20 protein-coding genes are annotated in these 20,653 nt (G+C 59.9%); 3 read left to right on the top strand and 17 right to left on the bottom strand.

Going from position 1 to position 20,653, the window contains the following annotated elements; all coding sequences use genetic code 11:
- Nucleotides 1-3 precede the first annotated feature (3 nt).
- Both pgl and zwf read right to left on the bottom strand, forming a co-directional pair.
- Complete coding sequence (gene pgl / locus ACIGHL_RS06605; protein WP_128120651.1) at nucleotides 4-717, bottom strand: 6-phosphogluconolactonase; 714 nt, start codon at nucleotides 715-717, stop codon at nucleotides 4-6.
- Nucleotides 704-2,173 (bottom strand): glucose-6-phosphate dehydrogenase, encoded by a 1,470-nt coding sequence (zwf, locus tag ACIGHL_RS06600; RefSeq protein WP_128120650.1) that lies wholly within the window; start codon nucleotides 2,171-2,173, stop codon nucleotides 704-706. Before zwf ends, pgl begins: the two co-directional genes overlap by 14 nt.
- Before the next feature lie 162 nt (nucleotides 2,174-2,335).
- Here zwf and ACIGHL_RS06595 point away from each other — a divergent pair, with 162 nt between their 5' ends.
- Complete coding sequence (locus ACIGHL_RS06595) at nucleotides 2,336-3,190, top strand: MurR/RpiR family transcriptional regulator (RefSeq protein ID WP_177327113.1); 855 nt, start codon at nucleotides 2,336-2,338, stop codon at nucleotides 3,188-3,190.
- Here ACIGHL_RS06595 and ACIGHL_RS06590 read toward each other — a convergent pair whose 3' ends face one another.
- The 10 genes from ACIGHL_RS06590 to edd form a co-directional block, all read right to left on the bottom strand.
- Nucleotides 3,191-3,382, bottom strand: a complete 192-nt coding sequence (locus tag ACIGHL_RS06590; protein ID WP_127839052.1) for a DUF1289 domain-containing protein — start codon at nucleotides 3,380-3,382, stop codon at nucleotides 3,191-3,193.
- 88 nt (nucleotides 3,383-3,470) lie between these two features.
- Nucleotides 3,471-4,694, bottom strand: coding sequence for a maltoporin (locus ACIGHL_RS06585; RefSeq protein WP_128120649.1), 1,224 nt, complete (start codon nucleotides 4,692-4,694; stop codon nucleotides 3,471-3,473).
- 233 nt (nucleotides 4,695-4,927) lie between these two features.
- Complete coding sequence (locus ACIGHL_RS06580; protein ID WP_128120648.1) at nucleotides 4,928-6,085, bottom strand: ABC transporter ATP-binding protein; 1,158 nt, start codon at nucleotides 6,083-6,085, stop codon at nucleotides 4,928-4,930.
- Nucleotides 6,086-6,095: 10 nt separating this feature from the next.
- A complete protein-coding gene (locus tag ACIGHL_RS06575; protein WP_045427973.1) occupies nucleotides 6,096-6,941 on the bottom strand; it encodes a carbohydrate ABC transporter permease in 846 nt (281 codons plus the stop codon).
- A complete protein-coding gene (locus ACIGHL_RS06570; protein WP_045427975.1) occupies nucleotides 6,934-7,842 on the bottom strand; it encodes a carbohydrate ABC transporter permease in 909 nt (302 codons plus the stop codon). The genes ACIGHL_RS06575 and ACIGHL_RS06570 overlap by 8 nt, the downstream gene beginning before the upstream one ends.
- 195 nt (nucleotides 7,843-8,037) lie before the next feature.
- Entirely contained in the window at nucleotides 8,038-9,288 is a 1,251-nt protein-coding gene (locus ACIGHL_RS06565) for an ABC transporter substrate-binding protein (RefSeq protein WP_128120647.1), read from the bottom strand.
- Nucleotides 9,289-9,457: 169 nt separating this feature from the next.
- A complete protein-coding gene (locus ACIGHL_RS06560) occupies nucleotides 9,458-10,918 on the bottom strand; it encodes an ATP-binding protein (RefSeq protein WP_128120646.1) in 1,461 nt (486 codons plus the stop codon).
- The gene (locus tag ACIGHL_RS06555) at nucleotides 10,902-11,636 is read right to left on the bottom strand and encodes a response regulator (protein ID WP_128120664.1); all 735 of its coding nucleotides are present in this window, start codon (nucleotides 11,634-11,636) and stop codon (nucleotides 10,902-10,904) included. Before ACIGHL_RS06555 ends, ACIGHL_RS06560 begins: the two co-directional genes overlap by 17 nt.
- 40 nt (nucleotides 11,637-11,676) lie before the next feature.
- Nucleotides 11,677-12,648: a glucokinase gene (locus ACIGHL_RS06550; protein ID WP_127839047.1), complete on the bottom strand. Its 972-nt coding sequence runs from the start codon at nucleotides 12,646-12,648 to the stop codon at nucleotides 11,677-11,679.
- Nucleotides 12,645-14,474, bottom strand: coding sequence for a phosphogluconate dehydratase (gene edd, locus ACIGHL_RS06545; protein ID WP_128120645.1), 1,830 nt, complete (start codon nucleotides 14,472-14,474; stop codon nucleotides 12,645-12,647). The genes ACIGHL_RS06550 and edd overlap by 4 nt, the downstream gene beginning before the upstream one ends.
- 122 nt (nucleotides 14,475-14,596) lie before the next feature.
- Between edd and gap the strand changes: the two genes are divergently transcribed.
- Together gap and ACIGHL_RS06535 are read left to right on the top strand one after the other, a co-directional pair.
- Entirely contained in the window at nucleotides 14,597-15,598 is a 1,002-nt protein-coding gene (gap, locus tag ACIGHL_RS06540; protein WP_128120644.1) for a type I glyceraldehyde-3-phosphate dehydrogenase, read from the top strand.
- A gap of 34 nt (nucleotides 15,599-15,632) precedes the next feature.
- Nucleotides 15,633-16,109, top strand: a complete 477-nt coding sequence (locus ACIGHL_RS06535) for a methylglyoxal synthase (RefSeq protein WP_127839045.1) — start codon at nucleotides 15,633-15,635, stop codon at nucleotides 16,107-16,109.
- On the opposite strand, the gene scpB is transcribed toward ACIGHL_RS06535, so the two are convergent.
- From scpB to ACIGHL_RS06510, 5 genes are all read right to left on the bottom strand, one after another.
- A complete protein-coding gene (gene scpB, locus ACIGHL_RS06530; RefSeq protein ID WP_128120643.1) occupies nucleotides 16,103-16,867 on the bottom strand; it encodes an SMC-Scp complex subunit ScpB in 765 nt (254 codons plus the stop codon). The two genes, ACIGHL_RS06535 and scpB, sit on opposite strands and share 7 nt — an antisense overlap.
- Nucleotides 16,864-17,724, bottom strand: coding sequence for a segregation and condensation protein A (locus ACIGHL_RS06525; RefSeq protein ID WP_128120642.1), 861 nt, complete (start codon nucleotides 17,722-17,724; stop codon nucleotides 16,864-16,866). The genes scpB and ACIGHL_RS06525 overlap by 4 nt, the downstream gene beginning before the upstream one ends.
- A gap of 66 nt (nucleotides 17,725-17,790) precedes the next feature.
- A complete protein-coding gene (locus ACIGHL_RS06520) occupies nucleotides 17,791-18,996 on the bottom strand; it encodes a tryptophan--tRNA ligase (protein ID WP_181690005.1) in 1,206 nt (401 codons plus the stop codon).
- Nucleotides 18,997-19,042: 46 nt separating this feature from the next.
- A complete protein-coding gene (locus tag ACIGHL_RS06515) occupies nucleotides 19,043-19,666 on the bottom strand; it encodes an L-threonylcarbamoyladenylate synthase (RefSeq protein ID WP_046164183.1) in 624 nt (207 codons plus the stop codon).
- Between the two features lie 13 nt (nucleotides 19,667-19,679).
- Nucleotides 19,680-20,546, bottom strand: coding sequence for a PHP domain-containing protein (locus ACIGHL_RS06510; RefSeq protein WP_045428006.1), 867 nt, complete (start codon nucleotides 20,544-20,546; stop codon nucleotides 19,680-19,682).
- Nucleotides 20,547-20,653 lie beyond the last annotated feature (107 nt).

Here is a 20,653-nt window from a genome sequence, read left to right as displayed (position 1 = left end):
GCCTCACGGGCACCAGTAGATCTCTAAAGGAGAATGCAGAAACGCCCGAATCGGCATCTGCGAAGGTTCGAGCCGCATGGCCTGGCGCAGCGTTTCCAGCTTGGCGGAGCCCTGAATCGCCAGGCATTGAACGCGAGCGGATGCCAGCAGCGGATAGGTCATGCTGATGCGCTGCTCCGGACTGACAGGCGCCAGCATGGGCAGACAGAAGTCAGTACCATTTTCATCCAACCCTTTTGCCAACAGCGGGCTGTTCGGAAATAGCGATGCGGTATGCCCATCACTGCCCATTCCAAGCACCAGCACATCGATCGGCCGAGCGAAGCCAGCCAGCTTCTCGCTTGCCCGCTCTGCCGCTTGCTCCAAGGTCTGAGCTGCTTGATACAGGCCCACAAGCTGCGCATCGGCCGCGGCGTTTTGTAGGAGGTGTCGGCGGAGCAAGCCCTCATTGCTTTCCGGGTCTGCCGGTTCGACCCAGCGCTCGTCGGCCAAGCTGACCTGCACTTTCGCCCACGGTAAGTCGCGCACTGACAGCGCTTCGAGGAACGCTATAGGGCTCCGTCCGCCCGACACCACCAGGCTCGCACGATCATGATTGGCGATTGCGTATTGCAGCGCACCGGCAACCCGATCAGCCAACGCCTGCGCCAGCTGTTCCGGCCCCGGCAGGCTGTGCGCAACCACGTCCGACGGCAGCTCAAGTTCAGAGATCGCCATACCAAGACCTCCCGTCGCGGGTAATCAATGCAATGGAGGCGACAGGGCCCCAGGAGCCCGCGGGATAGGGCTTGGGCGAGTCACCGATACGCGACCACCCATCGATAAGCTGATCGCACCATTGCCAGGCGTATTCGATTTCGTCCTTACGGACAAATAGGTTCTGGTTGCCCTGCATCACCTCAAGCAACAACCGCTCGTAGGCATCCGGAATGCGCGAGCTTTTGTAGGTCTCGGAGAAGTTCAGCTGCAGTGGGCCGCTGCGCAGATGCATGCCTTTGTCCAGGCCCTGCTCTTTGGTCATGACCTGCAACGAGATCCCTTCGTCCGGCTGCAAGCGGATAATCAGCCGATTGCTGATCAATGACCGTTGTTCGGGCGCAAAGATATAGAAAGGCGGCTCTTTGAAGTGGATGACGATCTGCGAGACCTTTTCCGCCATCCGCTTGCCTGTCCGCAGGTAAAACGGCACACCGGACCAGCGCCAATTACAGATGTCGGCCCGCAGTGCAACGAAGGTTTCGGTGCTGCTTTCAGCGTTGGAATTTTCTTCTTCCAGATAACCTGGAACCTGCTTTCCGCCGACCGCTCCCCCCACGTACTGGCCACGCACAACCTGGCGAGATAAACGCTCCGGCGTGATCGGCGCCAGCGCCTTGAGCACCTTGACCTTTTCGTCACGAATGCTATCGGCAGTCAGGTCGCTTGGCGGATCCATCGCTATCAGACACAGCAGCTGCAGCAGATGGTTCTGGATCATGTCGCGCAGCTGACCCGCTTGATCGAAATACCCCCAACGCCCTTCGATCCCGACCGTCTCGGCGACCGTTATCTCGACGTGGGAGATGTGGTGCTGGTTCCACTGGGTCTCGAACAGGCTGTTGGCGAAGCGCAGTGCAATCAGATTCTGCACAGTCTCCTTGCCAAGGTAATGATCAATCCGGTAAATGCGCGTCTCGGGGAAGAACCGTGCGACCGAGTCGTTGACCAATCGCGACGACTCAAGATCGTGTCCAATCGGTTTTTCCAGCACCACACGGGTTTGTTCTGCTAGTCCGGCACCCGCGAGATGCTCGCAAATAGAGCCGTAAACAGCAGCAGGCGTGGCGAAGTAGGCAATCAGTGGCATCGCCGGAGACACTTGTTCAGCCAGCGCTGCGTAGTCCTCCGCATTACGGAAGTCCATGGTCAGATAGCCCAGACGCGCCTGAAAGCGGCCCAGGGCGGCCTCATCCAGTTGCGCTGCCGGCACGTAGCGCCGCAGCGCTTGATCGATGCGCTCGAGATGGGTTGCTGGCTCTCCCTTGTCGCGGGACAGCGCCAATATGCGCGTATCGCTATTGAGCAGCCCCGCTCGGTCGAGCTGATAGAGTGCAGGGAACAACTTGCGCAGCGCCAGATCACCGAGGGCGCCGAACAAGGCAAAGGTAGTCGCGTCAACAGTAATAGCAGGCATGATTTTTATATTAACCAAATTAGGCTGCGTGACAGGTTCATCGCCGCATTTTAAGCAGAAAATGTTGTTATTAAAACAACATAACTCGATTTTTTCGTGCTCCAGTTTCGCTACTATCCGTAGCTTCGGGCACGAGTCCCTGAAGGAAGAGACATGGATCGCATGAAAAATCTCTTGGAACAGATAAAAAATCGGCTCGACGAGCTGAACAAGGCGGAGCGCAAAGTCGCTGAGGTGATCCTTCGCGACCCGCAGGAGGCGACGCGCTACAGCATCGCGGCACTGGCTCAGGCAGCAAAGGTCAGCGAGCCAACGGTGAATCGCTTCTGTCGCTCATTCGGTGCGGCCGGTTACCCCGCTCTGAAAATCCAGCTGGCACAGAGTCTCGCCAGTGGCGCGGCCTATGTCAGCCGGGCCGTAGAGGCCGATGACGGCCCAGAGGCCTATACCAGAAAGATTTTTGGCAGCGCCATCGCGTCGCTCGACAGTGCCTGCCAGGCAATCGACCCTCAGGCGATCAGCCATGCCGTCGACCTGATGATTCAGGCGCGTCAAATTCATTTCTTCGGTCTGGGTGCATCCGCATCGGTCGCGCTCGACGCACAGCACAAGTTCTTCCGGTTCAACCTGCCAGTGACCGCACACAGCGATGTCCTGATGCAGCGGATGCTGGCATCGGTTGCGCATACCGGTGATCTGTTCGTGATCATTTCCTACACCGGCCGCACCCGTGAACTGGTGGAAGCTGCAACCATCGCACGGGATAACGGCGCCTCCGTTCTCGGACTAACGGCCGCCGGCTCGCCGCTGGCGAAAGTCTCCACGTTGAGCCTGGATATACCGCTGCCGGAAGACACCGATATCTACATGCCAATGACGTCTCGGATTATCCAGCTAACGGTACTGGACGCATTGGCAGCGGGCGTGACACTGAAGCGAGGCGTGGATTTCCAACCCCATCTGCGCAAGATCAAGGAAAGCCTGATGGCGACCCGCTACCCAAGCGAAGAGAGCTGATCACTTCTTTTTCTTCTTCGCCTTGCCTAGCTGTTTGAGTCGCTCGGCGGCCACTTCGTTGACCGCCTTGCGCTCCTTGTTCTTCATCCCCTTCCAAGCCTTCATCTCGTCCCGGCTGCGCCCGCAGCCGATACAGATGTCGTCTTTTAGCTTGCAGATACTGACGCACGGGTTTTTCGCCTTGTCGCCCAAAACCACCTCCAGTTCAGCTAAGGCCCCCTACGAAGAGTAGAAGCCCTTGCCGCCACTAGGTTCTAAGCGAATTAGGCTATCGCCTCGATCAATCCCACCAATATTCGACCTGGACGCCGAAGTTGGACCCATGCTGCGCGCTGCCGAAAGCACCCGTTTCGGACAGCGCGCTGCCAGTGGCCATGAGATTGGCGGCTTCTTGCGCAGCGTCGTTCCACTGAGCGTAGGTGTAATACAGGCGGAACTCGGGACGCGCCCAGAACTCAGGGCCAGCGGGTGACCAGGTCGGGGCGATGGTGAACTTGGTCAGTTTGCGAGTCCCGGCTTCAGCGTCGATCTGATCGTGACCCAGCTCGGCCACCAGTTTGAACTCCTCGGTCAACGCATAAACCGGGCGCACGCCTACCGAAATCCAATCCTGATCGCCGCCATCCTGACGCGTGTCCTTCTGATACACAGCCTGGAATTGCCCACCGAAACGCGGGGTCACCTGCCAGTCGAAGAACTCCACAACCCGCCAGCTCTTAGCACTCTCATCCAGGGTCACATCGCCCGTGTAGCCAAGCCCGGTGCCCGGGCCCTCGCCGTATTGCACTGCGAAGGTATTGCTGCCACCCAGAAACCCGATCTGCTCATGCTGAGCCGTCACGGACCAGCCACTGTTGGAGTCGCCACGGTCCGGATCGGCGATGTAGCTGACACCGAACTGCAGCTCGCCGTTGGGGTTGGTGTCGAAGCCGCCGACGTTGAAATCGTGACGATTGGTGTAATTTTCCTGGAAGACGCTGTCCTTACGCGAGAACGCGTAGCTGTATTGCAACCCTCCAATTTCGACGTTCTCGATGCCGGCACCGGTTGCACTCTGGTTCCAGTAATAGAAGTCGGATATGTGGATGTCATTCCGCTTGTAAAACCTACGGCCGGCCCACAAAGACCCGTTGTTCAGCGCAGCAACGTTGCTCCATTCGGCGTAGGCCTGTACAAGCCGCGCGAAGCCATGGTCGCCGGTGAACTTCGGAGTGTGGTCGTATTCGTTATACAGCGCAGCCATGCCCTCGACGCTCAGCACCGAGCCGTCATCCATCGTGAACAGGTCCTGACGCAGCCCCAACTCGGCGTACTGCTCGCATTCGTTGCCCAGTCGGAACTTGGATGCTGCGCCCGGCAGCTGGAAGCAGGCCTGCGATTCGCTTGCAGTCGATTCGCCGATACCACTACGCACATAGCCGTTGAAGTCCAAAGCCTGCGCAGTAAACGGCATAGCGAGACTGGCCAGCGAGACTGCGAGGCCCAGGCGTGTCGTTTTTTTCATATCCGCTCCAATTAGCTCTTATTGTTGTTACTGCTCTTGGATTGAGCCGGTATGGCTCTCCTTTCGATCCGCATGCCAGCTTCGCTGCTCGTTGCGGCTCTATTTTTCACGGCAGGCGACCTTCGTCACCTACAGTTGAAAAACCTGAAATATCAATAACATTCCCAGGAGACAGGCGCCGGTACGCAGATACACGGCGACCCGGCCTTTTCTTCACTTTGCTGTACCGCGGCTCACCGCGCGACCAACCGGGTCACGGTGCCGTTGCGACCCGAGGAGCCGTTTCCGGGCGTGACGCCCAGTCGCTCACCGCTCTGCGCATCGAACAGCAGCACCTTGTCCGGCTCGAATTGCAGCGTCAGGCTCTCACCCGGATTCGGCGCGGCGTCCGGCGCCAGCCGGCAACACACCTTGGTCTGGTTGAGGCTGACGAAGATCATGGTGTCAGGCCCTGTCGGCTCGATGACCTGAACTTCGGCACGTAGCGAAGGCAGATCGGCTTCGGTCCCCACACTGATCTGCTCCGGGCGGATGCCAAGGATGACCTCTCGCCCTTCCAGTGATTGTCCATCCGCCAGATTCAACGGCAGCTCACAGCGATCCTGACCGCTTTCCAGCAGCGCGCGCCAGCCATCGGCCTGACGGGTCAGCCGCAGCGGGATGAAATTCATCGGCGGCGATCCAATAAAGCTCGCCACGAACAGGTTGGCGGGGTTGTTGTAGATATCCTTCGGCGTACCGAACTGTTGGACGATGCCGTCCTTCATCACCGCGACCTTGTCCCCCAAGGTCATTGCCTCGATCTGGTCGTGGGTGACGTACACCGTCGTGGTTTTCAGCCGTTGATGCATCAGCTTGATCTCGGTGCGCATCTCTACCCGCAGCTTGGCATCGAGGTTCGACAGCGGCTCGTCGAACAGGTAGATCTTCGGCCGCCGTGCCAGTGCCCGGCCCATGGCGACGCGCTGCTGCTGGCCGCCGGATAGCTGAGAAGGTTTCCGGCCCAGCAGATGTTCGATCTGCAGCAACTTGGCGACACGCGACACTTCTTCCTCGATTTTCGCCGCCGGCACCTTGCGCATCTTCAAACCGAAGGCGATGTTTTCCTGCACGGTCATGGTCGGGTACAGCGCGTACGACTGAAACACCATGGCGATGTCGCGGTCCTTCGGGCTGGCACCACTGATGTCGGCTCCGTCCAGACGGATCTCTCCACCCGTGATCTCTTCCAGGCCAGCGATGCAGTTCATCAGCGTGGATTTCCCACACCCGGACGGCCCGACCAGGATCAGAAATTCCCCGTCGTCGATTTTCAAATCGATGTCTTTCAGCGTGTCGTGGTTGCTTCCGGGATAGCTCTTGCGGACGTTGCAAAGTTCAAGTGCAGCCATGATTGTTCTCCTACCCCTTGACCGCGCCGGCCGTGAGGCCACGCAGGAAATACTTGCCGGCGAGGATGTACACCAGCAGTGTTGGCAGCCCGGCGATCATCGCCGCAGCCATATCGACGTTGTATTCCTTGACGCCGGTACTGGTGTTCACCAGGTTATTCAGCGCCACGGTGATCGGCTGTGTATCGCCACTGGCGAACACCACGCCGAAGAGGAAGTCGTTCCAGATCTGAGTGAACTGCCAGATCAGGCAGACCATGATCGTTGGGATCGACATCGGCAGCAGAATCCGCGCGAAGATCGTAAAGAAGCCGGCGCCGTCTAGACGTGCTGCACGAATCAACGCGTCTGGAACACTCACGTAGAAATTGCGGAAGAACAGCGTGGTAAACGCCAGGCCATAGACCAGGTGCACCAGTACCAACCCCGGCGTGGTATTGGCCAATCCCAGCTGCCCCAAGGTGAACGACGCAGGCAGCAAGATCACCTGGAACGGCAGGAAGCAGCCGAACAGCAGCAACCCGAAGAACAACTGCGAGCCGCGGAAGCGCCACATGGCAAGCACGTAGCCGTTCAGCGCACCCAACAGCGTCGAAATGATGACGGCTGGAACGGTGATCTTGACCGAGTTCCAGAAGTAGCCGCCCACGGCATCCCACGCCTTGACCCAACCGATGATGGTCGTGACCTCCGGCCATGAAAGCAGGTTGCCGGTACGGATGTCGGCAGGTGTCTTCAAGCTGGTCAGCAGCATGACCACCAGCGGTATGAGATACATCGCAACAGCCAGAAGCAGCGTCGCGTAGATCGCCACTCGGCTGAACGTCAGGCGCTTGCGCCCTACATGGCTAGTCATGGCGCTTGTTCCTCAGTTCCGAATACAGGTAAGGCACGACGATTGCCATCACGGCGCCCAGCATCAGGATGGCGCTGGCAGCGCCGAGCCCCATCTGTCCGCGAGTGAAGGTGTGCGTGTACATGAACATCGCCGGCAGGTCGGATGCATAGCCGGGGCCGCCTGCTGTCATCGCCGCCACCAGGTCGAACGCCTTGATGGCGATATGCGCAAGAATCATCAATGCACTGAAGAACACCGGCCTAAGACTAGGCAGAATGATGCGCAGGTAGATGCTCGGCAGGCTGGCACCGTCGATCTGCGCGGCACGCACGATGGATTGATCGACCCCACGCAAACCGGCAAGGAACAGAGCCATAACGAAACCCGAGGCCTGCCATACGGCGGCGATCACCAGGCAGTAGACCACCCGGTCCGGGTCTACCAGCCAGTCGAAACGAAAGCCCTCCCAGCCCCAGTCGCGCAGCATCTTGTCGATACCCAAGCCAGGGTTCAGCAGCCACTTCCATGCCGTGCCGGTAACAATCATCGACAGCGCCATTGGGTAGAGGTAGACGGTGCGAATGAAGCCCTCGCGGCGAATGCGCTGGTCCAGCAGGACTGCCAGCAACACACCAATCGCGAGACTGATCGTGATGAAAAGCCCACCAAAGACCAGCAGGTTCTTGCTTGCCACCCACCAGCGATCATTGTTCCAGAGCCGCTCGTACTGCAGCAGCCCGACCCACTTGTAGCTGGGCATGAAGCTTGAATTGGTGAACGAAAGCAGAAAAGTCCACAAGATGTAGCCATAGAAGCCGACCAGAACGATCAGCATGCTTGGTGCCAGCACCAGCTTGGGTAGCCAATTCTGCAGCGCATCCAGCGGGGAAGCCTTCGTGAAAACGGCTGTTGAGCTCATGGTTGGCTCCGATTGTTTGCAGGTTTCATCACAGTCCCGTTACAGAAAGCGTCGATGTCAGCAGTCCAGCAAACGGACAGTCACAACAGAGATTTCGAGCAAGCCGATCCCGTTGCGGCCAGCCCGTGGCAGACCGCAGGGGAGCATCAGGTTGTTGTTCGTAAGACGGGGCGCGAGAACCCGCGCCCCAATGCGCTACTGGACCGCCTGAATTGCAGCGGCCAGTTGCTGGGCCGCCTTCTTCGGATCGGCCGACGGGTCGTTGAAGAAGTTCGTCACGACGTCGAAGACAGCGCCCTGCACATAGCTCGATGCGGCCATGCCGTGAGCCAGGCTAGGCACCAGCCCTGGCCCCTGTGCCGCTTCCTTGAAATCCTTCATCGACTGCTGGGCACAGGCATCGAACTCGCTCATGTCCTGATCGAGCCGCACCGGGATAGAGCCCTTGTTCTGATTGAAGAACTGCTGGAATTCCGGCTCCATGACGATCCGAGCAAGATCCTGCTGAGCCTTGCGATTGTCATCGTTACTCAGCTTGAACATCGCCAGTGAGTCGATGTTGTAGGCAAAGCTGCCTTGGGTGCCGGGGAACGGCACGCACTTATAATCCTCACCCGCGATCTTCTTCGCCGCGCTCCACTCGCTCTTCGCCCAGTCGCCCATGATCTGCATGCCGGCCTTGCCGTTCATGACCATGGCCGTCGCGCTGTTCCAGTCGCGGCCCGCTGCGTTGTTATCAACGTAGCTGCGCAGCTTCTTCAGAGCCTCAAAGGTCTTGACCATCTTGTCGCCAGTCAGCACGTCGCGATCGAGCTCGACAAAAGCCTTGCGGAAGTCTTCAGGCCCAAGGATCGCCAGTGCCAGATCTTCGAAAACGGTTCCGTCCTGCCACGGTTGGCCGCCATGGGCGAGCGGCATGAAGCCCGCTGCTTTCAACTTCTCGGCGGCTGCGAAGAATTCGTCCAGGGTTTTCGGGGGCGTGGCGCCGGCCTTCTCGAACACGTCCGGATTGATCCACAGCCAGTTGACGCGGTGTACGTTCACCGGCACGGCAACGTAATCGCCGTCGTATTTCATGGCGGCGGACACCTGCTTGGGCAGCAGTTCGTCCCAGTTGGCTTTTTCAGCGACCTCGTTGAGGTCGGTCAGCAGCCCTAGTTCACCCCATTCCTGGATGTCGGGGCCTTTGATCTGAGCGGCGGCGGGTGCGTTGCCGGATACGGCACGGGTCTTGAGGACGGTCATGGCAGCTTCGCCACCCCCACCGGCGACAGCGAAATCCTTCCAGGTGTGACCCTCTTCCTCCACGAGTCGCTGCAAGGTATCGGCGGCGCGCTTTTCGCCACCGGATGTCCACCAATGCAGAACTTCAACTTCGCCGGCCTGGGCAAACGGAACGAGGGAAACAAGGGAAACAGCAGTAACTAAACGATGAATCGCGTTCATGAGGGTTCCTTTTCTTGTTGTTATCGATGCAAGTCTTTGCTTGCGCTGCATCGATTCTAGGCGCGCCAACCTTCGCGCCGGGTAACGAAGGGATAGTGATTGGTCACCGTTTCGTTACAAAGCTCGGGTTTTGTAACAAGTGGAGAGAGTCGTCTGCTGCGGAGGGGCTTCATTCGGTCGTGCGCGGCAAACTCAAGGTTACGCGCAAACCACCGGCAGGCAGATTGCGCAGGCTGACCTCACCACCATGGGCATGCGCGATGTTGCGCGCGATACCGAGGCCAAGCCCATAGCCGGGTTGCTTGGCAGCGAGACGGAAGTTGGGCTCGAACACCTGCTTCAGCCAGCCCTCGGGTACGCCGGGGCCTTCATCATCGACATGCAGCACGAAGGTCCCGTTGTCGTCTTCGATCAGCAGATGGGCGCGCTCGCCATACTTCAATGCATTATCCAGCAGGTTGCCTATGCAGCGTTTCAGTGCCAGCGGCTTTCCGGCATAGGGTGCGCGAGCCCGACCTTGAACCGTGACACGACCATTGCCCCCGGGTGCCAGATACGGCTCGGTAACGCAATCGAGCAAAAGGTTGAGATCCAACGGTTCGATGTTTTCGTGGATATCGGTGTCCTTCACGCATTGCAGCGCGCCTTTGACCAATAGCTCCAGCTCGTCCAGGTCGCGGCTGAATTTGCGCTGCAAGGCTTCGTCCTCCAGCAGCTCCACACGTAACCGCAGCCGTGTGATCGGTGTGCGCAAATCATGCGAAATCGCACTGAACAGCTGGCTACGCTCGGTCAGGTAGCGCCCGATGCGCTCTCGCATGCTGTTGAATGCACGGCTGACCTCCACCACCTCGCTTCCACCCGCCTCGGGCAGCAATTCAACCTCGCTGCCAAGCGACATTTCCCGCGCCGCTTGCGCCAGCTGCTTGAGCGGGCGGCTCTGCCAGTGCACCAGAATGCCGATGAACAGCAGTAGGAAACTGCTGGTAAGAAAGATGAACCAGAGTTGCTGCCTGGGGATGCCCTCGTCTTCGAGGCTGACATAGGGCGCCGGCATCAGCGAGGCGAGATACAACCATTCGTTCGGCGCGATCTGGATCTGGGTGACCAGCACCGGCGGGTTCAGCGGTTCCAGGCTCAATGCGTAATGCGCCCAGGATCGCGGTAGCTCATCGAGCTTCAGGCCGCCGTTGAATATGCGCAGATCGTCTGGACTGACGAAGCTCACCGACATGTCGACGTCCTTGCCGAGGCGTTCACGCAGCACCTCGTCGACTTCGGCCAGCACCGCCTGCTTACGCTCGGTCGGCGGCAGAATCTGCATCTCCAGGGGCTTGTCGTTCAGCGACACGAAAAAGCGTGTGCCACCCATGCTACGCAGCTGATCAAGCACCAACGGACGATAGCCCAACGGCAGGGAGCGAAAGTAGCTGACGCTGGCTGACATCGAATGCGCCAGGCTGCGTGCGCTGGTAAGCAACCCCTCCATCTGGCTTGCGCGAAGTTGCGAGACCCAGATGAAACTGGACAGCGCCTGCGCCATCAGCACCACCAGCAGCGTCAGGAACAGCATGCGGCCGAGCAGTGAGCGTGGAACGGGCAGCCAGCGACGCTTAACCGAGTGCGTCATGGTGCGGTGCGACCTGCGCGGCGAGCATATATCCACTGCCCCGAACGGTTCGAATCAATCGCGGGCATTTGCCGGTATCGCGTAACCGCTGGCGCAGGCGACTGACCGCCATGTCGACGATCCGCTCGAGCGGCATGACCTCTCGGCCACGGGTGGCGTTGGCAATGGTGTCGCGGTCGAGGATCTGCTGGGGATGGTCGAGAAACAGTTTGAGCAACGCAAAGTCGGCGCCAGACAGCAGCACCTCTTCACCGTCCTGATGGAACAATCGGTGACTGACCATATCCAGCCGCCACTCGTCGAATGCCCGCACATCGTTGCCACGCTCCTGGCCGAAGTTGACCCGACGCAACAGCGCCTTGATCCGCGCCAACAGCTCACGCGGACTGAAAGGCTTTCCGAGGTAATCGTCAGCGCCCAACTCCAGGCCGATCACTCGATCAGCCTCATCGGAGCTGGCCGTCAGCATAATGATAGGCATCTGTGCCAGCCGCTGGTGGCCCCTCACCCAGCGGCAGAGGCTGAAGCCGTCCTCGTCAGGCAGCATCACATCGAGAATGACCAAGTCCGCCGGGTCGTGGCTCATGGCCTCACGAAACTGCGCGCCGTCAGCAACGGTGCGCACCCGAAAGCCTGATCGACTGAGGTAGGCGTCTAGTAGCTCGCGGATTTCCTGGTCATCGTCGACCAGCAGAATCGATCTTCCAACCTGGCTCACTGGCATCCATTCTCTTGTTATGTAGGTGTATCGAAGCGGGTCAGCCTCCGCTGGATGGGCCCTCCAGCAATTGCTGTAACGCTACGCCCGCGCCTTCCAGCCCAGGGTAGTCAGCGGTTACCACCCAGACCGGAATCTCGTCAAAATAACGGCTCATGCAGCCTTTGTCGCGAAAACTCTGGCTGAACCCGCTACGGATGAAGAACTCAACGAAGCGCGGCACGATTCCGCCGGCGATGTAGACACCGCCTCGCGAACCCGTAGTCAGTACGTTGTCGCCAGCGATCCGACCCAACCAGACGCAGAATTGTTCCAGTACCGATGACGCGTAGGCGTCGCCGGTCAAAGCCGCCGCGGTGACTTCGGCGGGCGTAGCCAGGCTTGGCTGTTTGCCATCCAGCACGCAGCTGGTTCGATAGAGTTCCAACAAACCGCCGCCACTCAGGATCGCCTCAGCATTCACGTGCCCGAACTTGTCGTGCAAACGCGCCCAAAGCGCAGCCTCACGCGAGGTGCCGATCGGCAGACAGACATGCCCCCCCTCCCCCGGCAGCGCCCGCCAGCCGCCGTCCGGCAAAGGCAGGAGCGTAGCGACGCCAAGGCCAGTGCCTGGGCCTATCACAAGGCGTGCTGCACCTGGCTCAGACCGACCCGGGCAGACCTCGATTAGCTCACCTTCGCGCAAGCGGGTCATACCCAATGCCATCGCGGTGAAATCGTTGACCAGCAGCAGATCGCTCAGACCCAGGTCTTCACAGAAGGCTTTACGGCTCAAGCGCCAATGGTTGTTGGTGAACGCGAACTCATCGCCCGAGACCGGCCCGGCGCAGGCGAGGCAGACCGCCTGCAGCGCGTCAACGCTCTGCCCTGTGCCTTGCAGATAGGCACGGATCGCATCTTCCGGACGTGGATAGTCGACGGTGGGCAGCACACGCACCGACTCGATCTTCTGGTTTCGCCACAGTGCGAAGCGCGCATTGGTGCCGCCGATATCGCCTACCAGTGCCGTCACTTGAGCGCCTCCAGCCCCTCGGTAAATACACTTGCGCCCTTTTCCGCCGGGCTGAAGGCCGCCCGCAGGAAGCCGAACAGCTCGCGTCCACAGCCGATGCCAAGATCGCTCGGGGCTGACACATCGTCACGGCTATCGAATTCGGCTTGATCAACCAGAATTCGGAGCTCACCGGTTTCGCCGTCGACTCGAATGATGTCCCCGTCGCGCACACGGCACAACGGGCCGCCATCCAACGCTTCCGGACTGACGTGGATAGCGGCTGGGACCTTTCCTGAGGCGCCTGACATACGACCGTCGGTTACCAGTGCGACTTTGTAGCCACGATCCTGCAGCACGCCGAGGAATGGCGTCAGCTTATGCAATTCAGGCATGCCGTTGGCCTTGGGACCCTGGAACCGCACAACCGCAACGAAGTCCTTCTCCAGCTCGCCATCCTTGAACGCCTGGGCCAGCTCGGCCTGGTCACTGAATACCCGCGCAGGCGCCTCCACGAAGCGATGCTCAGGCGCAACAGCCGAAATTTTCGTAACGCCGCGACCCAGATTGCCTTCCAGTACCCGTAAACCACCCTCAGGCGAGAAAGCGCGCTCGACCGGGCGCAGGATGGCTTCGTCCAGGCTGTTGGTCGGCCCTTCACGCCAGACCAACTTGCCGTCTTCGAGGAAGGGCTCCTGGGTGTATTGGTTAAGGCCTTTGCCCAAGACCGTATAGACGTCTTCGTGCAGCAAACCGGCCTCCAGCAACGTCCGCACCATGAACGGAACGCCACCGCAGGCATGAAAATGGTTAACGTCTGCCTGCCCGTTCGGGTAGACCTTGGCGAGTGTCGGCGTCACTGCGGAAATATCCGCCATGTCCTGCCAGGTCAGCTGAATCCCGGCGGCCTGTGCAAATGCCGGAATGTGCAAGGTGTGGTTGGTCGAGCCGCCAGTAGCGTTTAGGGCTACGACCGAATTGATGATCGATTTCTCATCGACGATCTTGCACAGCGGCACGTAATTGCCCGACTGCGGCGTCAAGCGAGTCACCTGCCGCGCTGCTTCACGGGTGAGTTCGTCGCGCAGCGGGGTATAGGGATTGACGAACGACGACCCCGGCAGGTGGAGGCCCATGATCTCCATCACCACCTGATTGGTGTTGGCTGTGCCGTAAAAGGTGCAGGTGCCAGGGCTGTGGTAGGACAGCATTTCCGATTCCAACAGCTCCTCGCGGCTGGCCTTGCCCTCTGCGTAGCGTTGGCGCACTTCCGCTTTCTGCTTGTTGGGGATGCCCGAGGTCATCGGGCCGCCAGGCACGAACACCGACGGCAGGTGACCGAAGCGCAGCGCGCCAATCATCAGGCCCGGGATGATCTTGTCGCAAATCCCGAGATAGAGCGCCCCGTCAAACATGTTGTGCGACAGCGCGACGGCGGTCGCCATGGCGATCACTTCACGACTGGCTAGACTCAACTCCATCCCCGCCTCGCCCTGGGTTACGCCGTCGCACATCGCTGGCACGCCACCGGCGAACTGTCCGATCGAACCCACTTCCCGCAGGGCTTCTTTGATCAGGTCGGGGAAATACTGATACGGCTGATGCGCCGAGAGCATGTCGTTGTAGGCCGAGACGATGGCCACGTTGGCCTCGTTCATCAATCGCAAACGCTGCTTGTCATCCGCCGAGCCACACCCGGCAACGCCATGAGCGAAGTTGGCGCATTGCAGCTTGCCGCGCTGGGGCCCGTCACTCGCCGCACCGGCCATTTGGGCCAGGTAACGCTGTCGGGTCGGCCGGCTGCGTTCGATCAATCGCTCGGTCACTTCTTGAATCCGCGGGTGCATGCCATCACTCCTGCTCATGAATCTGTAGTTTTACCAACAAAACAACATGGATTTGGGCTTGATTTCTATTTTGACAGGAATAATCTTGTAATTCCTACAACAAATTCCGCCCAGGACCTCTTATGACTATTCGCATCGCCATCAACGGCTTCGGCCGTATCGGACGCAACGTCCTTCGTGCTCTGTACAGCCAGAGCTATCGCGAGCATTTGCAGGTCGTGGCGATCAACGACCTCGGCAGCCCTGCGATGAACGCCCACCTGTTGCAGTTCGACAGCGTCCATGGCCATTTCGACGCAAAAGTCGAGGTGTCAGACGACCAGCTGCGGGTCAATGGCGACCCGATTGCCGTCACGGCGATCCGCAACCCTGCCGAGCTGCCGTGGCGCAAGCACAACGTCGATGTGGTCTTTGAGTGTACCGGGCTGTTCACCTCACGTGAAAAAGCCAGCGCGCACCTTCAGGCCGGTGCTGGCAAGGTCATCATTTCTGCCCCGGCATCCGGTGTTGACGCCACCATCGTTTATGGCGTCAACCACGACACGCTGCGCCAATCGCACCAGATCATCTCCAACGCGTCATGCACGACCAACTGCCTGGCGCCGGTTGCACAGATCCTGTCACGCGAATACGGCATCGAACACGGCCTGATGACCACCATTCATGCCTACACCAATGACCAGAACCTGTCGGACGTCTATCACAGCGACCCGTTCCGGGCACGTTCGGCGACCCAGTCGATGATTCCGACCAAGACCGGCGCCGCCGAAGCGGTAGGCCTGGTGCTACCGGAACTGGCGGGCAAGCTGACCGGCATGGCTGTGCGCGTTCCGGTGATCAACGTCTCGCTGGTCGACCTGACCCTGGAGTTGAGCCGCGAGACGACCGCCGAGGAAGTTAACGCACTGATGCTCGAAGCCAGCCGGCACTCACCCATATTGGCCTGCAACTCGCTTCCCTTGGTCTCGTGCGACTTCAACCACAACCCGATGTCTTCGATCTTCGACACCAACCACACCAAGGTTAGCGGACGCTTGCTGAAAGTGATGGCCTGGTATGACAACGAGTGGGGTTTTTCCAATCGGATGCTCGATACTTGCCGCGCTCTTCACGAAGCGTCATAACCGCATCAGCCCATCCCAGCGACCAAGGAAGAACATGAACCGCATCGATTTCGTGAGCGCGACACTCCCGGCCCGTAAACGTATCGCACTGGTCGCGCACGATCACTGCAAGGAGCGCCTGCTGGATTGGGCAGATCGGCAAAAACCTCAGCTGGAGAAACATGAGCTGCTGGCCACCGGCACCACGGGACTGCTGCTCGGGCGGCGGCTGGGGTTGCCGGTCGAGTGCATGATCAGCGGCCCGCTGGGCGGGGATCAGCAGATTGGCGCACGTATTGCTGAGCGCCGGATCGACATGCTGGTGTTCTTCTGGGACCCCTTCGAGCCACAACCCCATGACCCGGATGTAAAGGCGCTTCTACGGGTCGCAGCAGTGTGGAACATTCCACTGGCGGCCAACGAAAGCAGCGCTGACTACCTGCTATCCAGTCCGCTGCTGGACCAGGCGCATACGCTGAGCATTCCGAACTACGCCAGTTACCTGGCAGACCGTCAAACAGCGGATCAGTAGTCGCGGCGGTCTTCGTCCGAAACGGGTAGATCTTGCTCAGTTTCGTCACGCAGGTCGTCAAAATCGGTCTTCAAACCGGTTTCCATGCTGTCCAGCTCGGCCAGAAGACTGCAGAAACTGGTGTGTTCACGCGGCGCCTCCAGATCCTGCTCGAGATCGGCGCGAGCCTGCAGCGCCGCCGGCACCGGCGCTTCCTCAACATCGATCGGCTGGGGTTCGGGCTCCATCTCACGCAACACTGCCAGCGGCGGCAGCTCATCAAGGTTCTTCAAGTTGAAATGGTCGAGGAACTGCTTGGTGGTGGCGAACATGGCTGGCCGCCCTGGCACGTCGCGATGACCAACCACCCGCACCCACTCGCGCTCCAACAACGTCTTGACGATCTGGCTGTTGACCGCCACACCGCGGATGTCCTCGATCTCGCCGCGCGTAATTGGCTGTCGATACGCAATCAGAACCAGCGTCTCCAACAAAGCCCGTGAATAACGCTGCGGCCGTTCCTCCCAGAGCCGGCCCACCCAAGGCGAAAAGCGCTCGCGCACCTGCAGGCGATAACCACTGGCGACCTCTTTCAGCTCGAACGCTCGGCCCTTGCAGGATTTGTCCAGCACCTCAAGGGACTTGCGCAGCAAGGCTGGCGTTGGCCGCTCGATTTCGTCGAACAGCTCAGCCATTCGCTCAACCGACATGGGCTTGCCGGATGCCAGCAAAAAGGCTTCGAGCAGTGAGGCGAGATCTTTGGGATCGGATAGATTCACAGGCTTGGCTCCCCTGGCTCTTCCTGGTGTAACGAGGGCTCATCGCTGCGTGCCCTGACATGAATCGCCGCGAAGGGCTCGTTCTGCACCAGCTCCACCAACGACTCCTTGATCAGCTCAAGCACTGCCATGAAGGTCACCACCACACCCAGACGGCCCTCCTCAGCGGTGAACAGTGCGACGAAAGGGACAAAGCCCCCGCCCTTGAGCCGTTCGAGCACATCGCTCATGCGCTCGCGGGTCGACAGCGTCTCACGCGTGACCTGATGGCTTTCGAACATGTCGGCACGTCGCAAGACCTCGGCCATGGAGATCAACAGCTCTTCCAGACTGACCTGGGGCAGCAGCTTGCGGGCCCGAGCTTCAGGCGCGTCGAGTTTCGGTATATGCAGGTCACGCCCCACCCGCGGCAGCTGGTCGAGATCTTCCGACGCCGCCTTGAACCGCTCGTATTCCTGCAGCCGGCGGATGAGCTCGGCGCGCGGGTCGAGTTCCTCTTCCTCCACCTCTGCTGAGCGCGGCAGCAGCATGCGCGACTTGATCTCAGCCAGCATGGCCGCCATCACCAGATATTCGGCCGCCAGCTCCAGGCGCACGGCCTTCATCAGCTCGACATACCCCATGTATTGGCGGGTAATTTCCGCGACTGGAATATCAAGAATGTCGATGTTCTGTTTGCGGATCAGATAGAGCAGCAAATCCAGCGGCCCCTCGAACGCCTCGAGAAACACCTCCAGTGCATCTGGCGGGATATAGAGATCCTGCGGCAGATTGTTGAAAGCCTCGCCGTAGACAAGCGCCAGCCGCAGCTGCTCGCCGGGCGCCTTGACGATCGCCTCGGCCTGGGTGTCCTGCATGCTCTCTCCGAAACGAACAAATAGTGGAAGCGGCGACTGCCTCAGCAGGCTGTACGCTCAATGGCCCTAGCGGTAATTCAAACCCATGGCCTGACGCACGACTACCAGCGTTTCGCGGGCTTCGTCACGGGCCTGCTCAGCGCCTTCAGCCAAGATGCTGCGCACCAGATCCGGGTTCGACTCATAGTCATGGGCACGCTCCTGCAGTGGTGCCAATTCGAGCTTGATCGCATCGATGAGTGGCGCCTTGCACTCGAGGCAGCCGATTCCAGCGGTGCGGCAGCCCTGCTCTGCCCACTGACAAACGTCTTCGGTCGAATGGGCCTGGTGCATCTGCCACACCGGACAACGCGTCGGCTCACCCGGATCATGGCGGTGAACACGTGCCGGATCGGTCGGCATACGCTTGATCTTTTCTTCGATCTCGTTCGGCGTGTCGCGCAGAAAGATGGAATTGCTGGTGGATTTGGCCATCTTGCCACCATCGAGCCCCGACACCCTGGGGGAGTCGCTCAGCAGAGCCTGCGGCTCAGGCAACAGCAGCCTGCCGCTGCCCTCCAGATAGCCGAACAGGCGTTCCTGGTCGCCGATGGTAATAGTCTGCTGATCTTTTAGTAGCGCACGGGCCGTGTTCAGCGCCTCGAGGTCGCCCTGCTCCTGGTAGCTCTTACGCAAGCTGGCGTAAAGCTTGGAGCTTTTTTTGCCGAGCTTGCGTATTGCCGCTTCGGCCTTAACCGCAAAATCCTCTTCGCTGCCATACAGGTGATTGAAGCGCCTGGCGACATCGCGAGCGAATTCAATATGCGGCAACTGATCGGCGCCAACCGGTACGACACCAGCGCGGTAAGCCAGGATATCGGCGGCCTGCAACAACGGATAACCGAGAAAACCGTAAGTGCCGAGGTCCTTATGTTCCGAATCGAGCTGCAGCTCCTTGTACGACGGCACGCGCTCCAGCCAGGCCAATGGGCAGATCATCGAAAGCAGCAGGTGCAACTCGGCGTGTTCAGGTACCTGAGACTGGACAAATAAAGTGGCAGAACTCGGGCTGACGCCAGCTGCCAGCCAGTCGACCGCCATCTCATGGACGTTGCGGGCGACATCTGCGCCCGCTGCGTAGTCGGTGGTCAGTGCGTGCCAGTCAACGATGCAGAAAAAGCACTGGTACTCGTGCTGCATCCTGACCCAGCTCTTCAGCACGCCGTGGTAGTGGCCAAGATGGAGACGGCCATTAGGCCGCATTCCGGAGACTACACGTCGCTGCGAATCCATGGAGCTCAAAAGGGTTTCCTTCGTAGGTTTGAGAAAAACGAACGGTTCAGCCGGCGAACGGTGCGGGATCGCCGCAGCCGACCCGCACAACTTCCGGATCGCCATCAACCAGACTGATCACAGTCGACGCTTCGACGCCACCGTAACCGCCGTCAATGATCAGGTCTACCTGATGCTCCAGCGCATCCCGCATTTCGTAAGGATCGCTCATCGGCTCGGTCTCGCCGGGCAGTATCAGGCTGACGCTCATCAATGGCTCACCCAGCTCGGCGAGCAATGCCTGGGCAATCGGCTGGGCAGGCACGCGCAGGCCGATGGTACGGCGCTTCGGGTGCAACAGCATTCGCGGCACTTCCCGAGTAGCGCTGAGAATGATGGTGTATGGTCCTGGCAGATGCGTCTTGAGCAGACGGAAAGCAGCGGTATCGACCTTTGCGAACAATCCGAGCTGGGACAGGTCGCGACAGACCAGCGTGAAGTTATGCTTGTCGTCCAACTGGCGCAGGCGACGAATGCGCTCGATGCCGGTCTTGTTTCCCATCGAGCAGCCCACAGCGTAAGAAGAGTCGGTGGGGTAAACCACCACGCCGCCGCTGCGAATGATCTCCACGGCCTGCTTGATCAGCCTGACCTGTGGATTTTCCGGATGTATTTGAAAAAACTGGCTCATGAAAACTCCATGTTCAGCGGGCCATAGCCTCGCCGGGCTCATGATCGAAAGACCTCCATAGCGGCCTGAGGTCGTCAGGCAGGGCTCGATACATACCCAACTCCGACCAGTCGCCCGGTGCGTGAAAATCGCTGCCGATACTGGCCATCAGGCCGAACTCGCGCGCCAGAATCGACAACCCTCCGACCTGCTCCAACGGCTGCATGCCGTTAACCACTTCCAGCGCATGGCCGCCAGCCTGAGCGAACTCACTGACCAGCCGGCGCCGTTTGCTGCGCGTGAAATCGTACTGCCAGGGATGCGCCAAGCTGATCCAGGCGCCGGCGTCCCGCAGCGTACTGACGGTTTGCTCAAGCGTCGGCCAATGCTGCTTCACATCACCCAACTTGCCCGAGCCGAGCCACTTGCGGAATGCCTCGGCACGGTCGCGAACATGACCGGCTCGCACCAGATAGTCTGCAAAATGCGGGCGCGCAGGAGCATTTTCACTGTCCCCCAGCTCTTGCTGGATTGCCCGCGCGCCTTCCAGCGCGCCGGGCATGCCCTTGGCCTCCAGGCGCTGCGCGATCGTCTCGGCACGCTGCCAGCGACCGGCGTGCAAATCGGCAATGGCTTGCTGCAATGCAACTGCATCACGGCGAAACGCGTAGCCAAGCACATGGATCGTGGCACCGCTCCAGACACAGGACAGTTCGATGCCGTTGACCAGCCGGACGCCAAGCGAATCAGCCGTGGCGCGAGCATCATCGAGGCCTTCGAGGGTGTCGTGATCGGTCAGAGCAAGCAGCTCGATTCCACGCGCATGGGCGCGCTGCACCAGTACATCAGGCGCGAGCACACCGTCAGAGGCGGTGCTGTGGCAATGCAGATCAACAATCATTCGGGACAGATTCTCCAGGGGGCTTGGCAGCTCACAGCGTGTGACCGCCAGCGCCAGCGCTCGTGCCGTCGTCCAGTTTGCCAAAGCTTGCGCAATGTCGTGGAAAC

Source organism: Pseudomonas sp. NPDC077451 (assembly GCF_044543345.1).
GTDB lineage: Bacteria > Pseudomonadota > Gammaproteobacteria > Pseudomonadales > Pseudomonadaceae > Stutzerimonas.
Note: the sequence above shows the minus strand (reverse complement) of the source record. Positions and strands in the feature narration are given on the sequence as shown.